The organism is Amycolatopsis anabasis (assembly GCF_009765355.1).
Classification (GTDB): Bacteria; Actinomycetota; Actinomycetes; order Mycobacteriales; family Pseudonocardiaceae; genus Amycolatopsis; species Amycolatopsis anabasis.
Genome location: NZ_VTHK01000167.1, coordinates 1 through 999, shown reverse-complemented (window position 1 = coordinate 999; position 999 = coordinate 1). Strand labels below are relative to the sequence as shown.

1 protein-coding gene is annotated in these 999 nt (G+C 65.0%); it reads right to left on the bottom strand.

What is annotated here, in order from left to right; translation table 11 throughout:
• Positions 1–20: 20 nt before the first annotated feature.
• Positions 21–935: an IS982 family transposase gene (locus FXO23_RS50540; protein WP_158896355.1), complete on the bottom strand. Its 915-nt coding sequence runs from the start codon at positions 933–935 to the stop codon at positions 21–23.
• Positions 936–999: the final 64 nt, after the last annotated feature.

Below are 999 nucleotides of genomic sequence, written 5' to 3'. Positions count from 1 at the left end.
CTAGATGACCTATTCCAAGGTCAGTGGTCGTAGGCGGTGAGGGATCGGTGGACCTGGGCTCCGGTCTTGTCGTTGTGCCAGATCGCGGTGGTGAGGGCGAGGATGCGCTGCAGGACGCGCACGATCACTCCTGCGGGGGTGTGGCCGCCGTGTCGTTCCAGGTCAAGCTGGCTTTTCAAGGTCTGGTTGATCGATTCGATGGTTTGGCGCAGCGGTTTGAACAACCGGGCGCCGGGACGGTCGGGTTCGCCTTTGCGGGCCGGGCGTAGCAGCCGGATGCCCTCGTGGGTGAGGGTGGTTTCGAACTCGGCGCCGTAGTAGTTCTTGTCGCCGATCAGGGTCTGGTTCGGGCGCTGGCCCGCCAGGGTGGGGTCGGCGTTGAGGATTCCGAGCAGGGTGTGGCGTTCGTCGGCTTTCGCACCGGTCAACGCGAATCCGATCGGCAGCCCGCCCAGGGTGCACACCAGGTGCAGGCGCAGCCCCCAGAAGAAGCGGGAATGGGAGGCGCAGTAGCCGTACTCGGCCCATCCGGCCAGGGCCGAGCGGCGCACGGTTTCCTTCGAGCGGCCGCACTCGACCGGGGTGGAATCGACCACCCACACGTCATCGGTCCACAGGGTCGTGTCCACGGCCAACCTCCTGATCACCGCCGTGATCAGTGCGGCCGCACGCCGGAGCCGCTTGTTGTAGCCGGACTGGCCAGGCAGGTACCGAAACAGGTGACCCAGATGCTGGTGGGCATGGCGTAGCCAGCGGGATTCGGAGGTGAACCCGAGCAGTGCCTGCATGACCGCCAGAGTGATCAACTCGGCGTCGGTGAGCTTCGGGGTGATCCCCACCGCAGGCCGCCACGGTGCCAGATCCGGTGCTTCGGTCAGCAGATCATCGGTCTTGACGTAGAGTGCGGTCGCGAGGGTGTCCAGATCGTTCGTCACACAATGATCATGGACACCCTCGCCTACGTCTTCGACCTCGCACCCCTTGGAATAGGTCGTCTAG